Annotated in this window: 4 protein-coding genes; all 4 read left to right on the top strand. The window is 59.0% G+C overall.

Annotated elements, in window-relative coordinates; all coding sequences use genetic code 11:
- Window positions 1-254: hypothetical protein (locus tag DN412_RS44315; RefSeq protein WP_208647769.1), on the top strand; the 254-nt coding region annotated here is incomplete at its 5' end.
- Window positions 255-1774: 1520 nt separating this feature from the next.
- The gene (locus DN412_RS46195; protein ID WP_115216908.1) at window positions 1775-2113 is read left to right on the top strand and encodes a DUF3562 domain-containing protein; all 339 of its coding nucleotides are present in this window, start codon (window positions 1775-1777) and stop codon (window positions 2111-2113) included.
- Between the two features lie 568 nt (window positions 2114-2681).
- Window positions 2682-3572, top strand: a complete 891-nt coding sequence (locus tag DN412_RS42230) for a Ppx/GppA phosphatase family protein (RefSeq protein ID WP_208647768.1) — start codon at window positions 2682-2684, stop codon at window positions 3570-3572.
- Window positions 3573-3719: 147 nt separating this feature from the next.
- Entirely contained in the window at window positions 3720-4262 is a 543-nt protein-coding gene (locus DN412_RS42225; protein ID WP_115216906.1) for a phasin family protein, read from the top strand.
- The last annotated feature ends 293 nt before the right edge of the window (window positions 4263-4555 follow it).

The following is a 4555-nucleotide window of genomic DNA, read 5'->3' as shown; positions in this document are numbered from 1 at the left end:
CACTCTTCCAGAGAAGGGGGCAGCAGATAGGATTGGTGGGGTTGATAAGGAAGGTAACTGGCAGCCATGCCCGTATTGTCCTCGATCTTTCGCCGATTTGGCTTCTGCCGCGCAGCCTCCTAGCCTGGCGCCACCTGCGTCGGCCTGGGCATCCGTCCGGTGCCGATCAGTACGATAAGATCGGCGACTCGCGCTTCGGCCATGGCAAAGGCATCCGCTTCTGCCACCGACGGCCGTCCCGCGCGAAAGACTGACTGCTGTATCCCCGCAAACGTGTGTTGACGAACGAGCACGAAACCCTGGTGCATTCCGTTGGTGATTGGCTCGGTATAAGCCTTGAATTCATAGTAGCCAGCGCGCCTGTGACTTTCCATACATGAGTCGTCCTGCTGGCGTGAATGGAGTCCGCCAGCACGCGGGGGCGAACTTCAGCTCAGCATTCTTTCTTGAGACTAATCAATAGCCGGGGGGCCCCGGACAGGCATGCGTGGCCATGCCGATCTCTGCCCGATGCTACCTGCGACCATTCGCAATGGTTTGACGTTAGCATATTTTTTGCCCAGTTTCGGCCTGTCTCGGAGAATCCGTTGCCGCGCCTCGTCCAACCCGCCGTGTGCCTGGCGGACCGGCGGCGGGTTACCTAGATCCAAGGGAGGACCTGACGTGGACAGTTGTTCTAGTCGAACCTAATATTGCGTCTAGGCAAGCCATCCGTCGAATTCCCAATGCTGTCTTGCCAGAAGGATGTAGCGGTGTCATTGCCCTCGGGCTAGCCGCTCCCTGTTGTTTCCTGCTAGAACGTGGAACGGTGCTGCCTTGCAGCAACTGGGCAGCGAGGAGCCGAGAATGCACAGAGCTCACCCCGCGAGGCGGACGTCTGCCCTCACAGGCCGACTGGCCTCTCCCTTCTTCCACCAGATTGACCAAAGCGAGTCGAGTGTGCACCCAGCCAACGAGTCAGTGCCTCGAAATCCGGGCACAAGTGCGCCGCAGACCAATCCGGATTTCTCCGATACCGGTCCGAGAAGGTACCGAATCTTCTGGTAGCCAGCCCTTGCAAGGTTCAGCCCCCGTCGCCTACAAACCAAGTCTCAAACGTAGAGAGATCAACTCGGTGGGCGCGCACCGAGTTGAGCATCGTCATTGTCGGATGGCGAACTGGGCTGCGAAGGGCATCTTCGGTTTGCGCCACGCATGGATTGCCTGGCAGACTACTTCGACATTTTTGGAAGCACTACAAACAATTGCTCTGCAAAACCCAAATCCGTGGCTTCGGTCACGCAGCGTCAGTAGTGCATGCCTTGCCGTGCCTCTTGCGCATCATGACATTCGTCATGGCATATCAGCATGTGACTCTTTCACAAAGCTGTTTGCGCTGGGTTGCCTGGGAAATAAGCGTGCTCGAGTTTGTCCATCCATTTCGGGCGCAAAATCGACAGGAGCGGACGCCAAATGCTACGGACCTGTCAAAAATCAGTCACCCGCTAAGGGAAGTATCAGCAGCGCCCTATTGGCAGTGTAGGCGCAACATTGCATGCCGGTGTCGACCGGCAAGAGCCACCCGTCCACCTCATGCATTGCAGACAACTGCAACTGGGGAGTCAACGCCACAGCGCGCTCGCGGTACATTCCTGGGTCTTTCCCGCCACAGCGAATTGGTTCGAGCATTTGCTTCGAATTTTGACTACATTAATTGTCCGTCCAACGAGGCGGTTCTGTTCAGCAAGTCATGCGGTTGGTAACGTGAGCAAGTGTCACGAAGAAGAGGGGCACTATGAGGGCGCAGGACGAGGATCAGGTTGTCGCCAGCATTTCACTCAAGACCGGCTTCCCTGTCGAAGTTGCGAAGGAATGCTACCTCGCGGCGCTGCTAGAACTTAGCGCGGATGCACGAGTTCATATTTACCTATCCTTGTTTGCCGCAAAGCGCGCAGTTGCTCTGCTTCGCCAAGCAAGTTTCGAGTGGAAGAGCCAAAGCTCACCTGATCCAGAGACAAGACGGGTCGCCTCCCGGGCGGCACCGGCGGCCGCACCAGACGATTCCGTAACTCCACCGCCGCGAAGGCGACCACATGCAGCTAGGGCGTCGCAGGCTTTCATGGGTTTTAGTTGATGACTGGAATCATGTCCCGTGGCCATTCGTCGCGGTGCCTTGTCACCGAGTCAAGGGGCCTGCCAGGGATACGGGAAATTGCTATTACAAACAGTCCCGCCCCAACCCTTGTATAGAACCCGAATGTATTTCCGATGGCTCGCGACTTTCGGCGCACCTTCCTGCCATAGCGCCCGAGCAGTTCGCAGGTAACTCTCGCGATTCTGCGACCGTCTCATTGCGCTCTGCGAGCCGCCATCAACGTCGACATGCTGCAATGGCTCGGTCCGGGACGACCGCAGTTTCGCGGCGGGCATCCAACCGGGGCCGGCCAGTTCCCGTTGTACACCCGGGAGCAGATGGACGCTCATATGGCTCCGATCCCAGTTCGACCGCAGCCATTCGCCACTTGATGATGTGCGCAAGCTCCGACGTGCTTGCTTGTCATCAAATTGTCGCAATTCGCGGGGCATCATCGCGGTTCTTCACAGATCGGGCTGGCGGCAAGCGCCTTGCTTGGACTGCCTCCACGTTCCGTATGACAACCCCGCTCTTTGCCGCAGTAGACCTTGGTTCTAATGCATTTCGCATGATGATCGGCCACCGGGCGCCGATAGGCGTTGGCCACGTCATCAAAGAAGTAGCCTCCTTTCGCGAGCCGGTCCGCCTCTCCCATGGCCTGCGCGGCTCGACGCTGGACGATTCCTCGCTCGAGCGAGGCTGGCGGGCGCTGGAGCGCTTTGGCAAACGGCTGGAGGGGTTCGAGCCCAGCCGCGTACGGGCGGTGGCCACCAATACAGTGCGCGTGGCGAGCAATGCCACCGTGTTCCTCGCCAAAGCAGAGCAACGCCTGGGTTTCCAAATCGATGTGATCTCCGGCCATGAGGAGGCGCGCCTGGTCTATGCGGGCATTGCGCATACCATGCCGGACGCAAACACCACGCGTTTGGTGGTCGACATCGGCGGCGGTTCGACGGAGCTGGTCATTGGTCTTGGCGAGCAGCTTCTGGCGGCGGAAAGCGTGCCGATCGGCGGTGGCACTTTCAGCAAGCGCTTCTTTCCTGAGGGCATCCTGGACGGGCGAAGCATGCAAATGGCGGAGCGGATAGCCAGCGAAGAAATCGGGAAGGTGGCTGCCCGGTATCGGGATTATTCCTGGCAGCGAGCCATTGGCTCCTCGGGCACTGCCCGCCTGCTTGCGCGCGTATTGCAATGCAACGGCCTGAACACACGTGGACGCGGCACCATTACTTACGATGGGCTGTTGCGGCTGTCGCTGCGCCTGTTGGAGGCGGGGCATCTTCGTCGCCTGAAGCTCGCCGGTCTCAAGCGCCACCGTCTGGAATCGCTCCCGGGCGGCCTCGCTGTGATGCTGGCGGTGTTCAAGGTGTTCGGCATCGATGAGATGCTGCCATCCGAGCCAGGCCTCCGTTTCGGCGTATTGCATGGCTTGATGCAGAATTCGGCGCGCTGGCACTGAAGGACTGCAGGCGTAGCGCCCCGGAATCGAGTCGGGGCGTCAGACTGAGTGGCTCGGGGTTCGACCCGGAGCAGATTGGTCACTGCGCTGTCATCGTCTGCGGTTAGCGTACCGGCTCTGAAGATAAATACGATAAAGGAGACGCACATGTTTCTCACTTCTGAACAGATCGCTGCCGCGCAGCGGGCCAGCCTGGAAACCCTATGCGGGCTGACACTAAAGGTCTTCGAAAGCCTGGAGCGGCTTGCGGTGCTAAATCTGCAAGCAAGTAAGGGCCATTTCGCTGACGGCGCTAATGTTACGTTGAAGGCGCTATCCGCAGCGAGTACTCAGGATATCCTTGCCCTCCAGGAGGAGGCCATCAAGCCGGCGCACGAGAAATTCCTGAGCTACATCCGTCAACTTTCCGAGATTTCCGACGCCGCCCAGCTTGATTTCTCAGCGTTTATTGAATGCGTCCAAGCTGCCAATGCAGAGAAGTTGCAGGCCTTTTTTGCGAAGGTCTCGGAAGCGAGCCCGGTTGCTTCGGAGTCGACCATGGCGATCGTGAAGTCGGCCATCCACGCAGCCCAGACTGCGTACGTGTCAGTCCAGAAAGTCGCGAAGGAAACGGCTGAGCTTGCGACGTCCACCCTCGGCAACGGTGAAATGGAATCAGAATCGAGCACTCCCGAGGATTCCAAGGCCTGAAGCCTTGTGCAACGTGGCAACCGGCCAGGCTGTTGCCGCAGCCTACGCCGCTCCATCCGTATCTCGCGGCGCCACCACGCGTTGAAGTCATACACGTAGACGAAGCCTTCGTGTTCTCGGAGATGAAACTCGGTCAGCGGCAGTTCGTTTGCCACTGTGCAGAACTGCAGGACGCCCTCCAGAGAAACGAATTGAAGACGACTACCGTGAGGGGGCCATTATCATGAAGCTGTCCCCACGGGATGGATCTGGAAGCCAAGGGCAGTCGCGCGGCGCCGTAGCGCGGCGATGCT

It is taken from the genome of Cupriavidus lacunae (assembly GCF_003353055.1).
GTDB lineage: Bacteria > Pseudomonadota > Gammaproteobacteria > Burkholderiales > Burkholderiaceae > Cupriavidus > Cupriavidus lacunae.
This window is presented reverse-complemented; position numbering and strand designations above follow the sequence as displayed.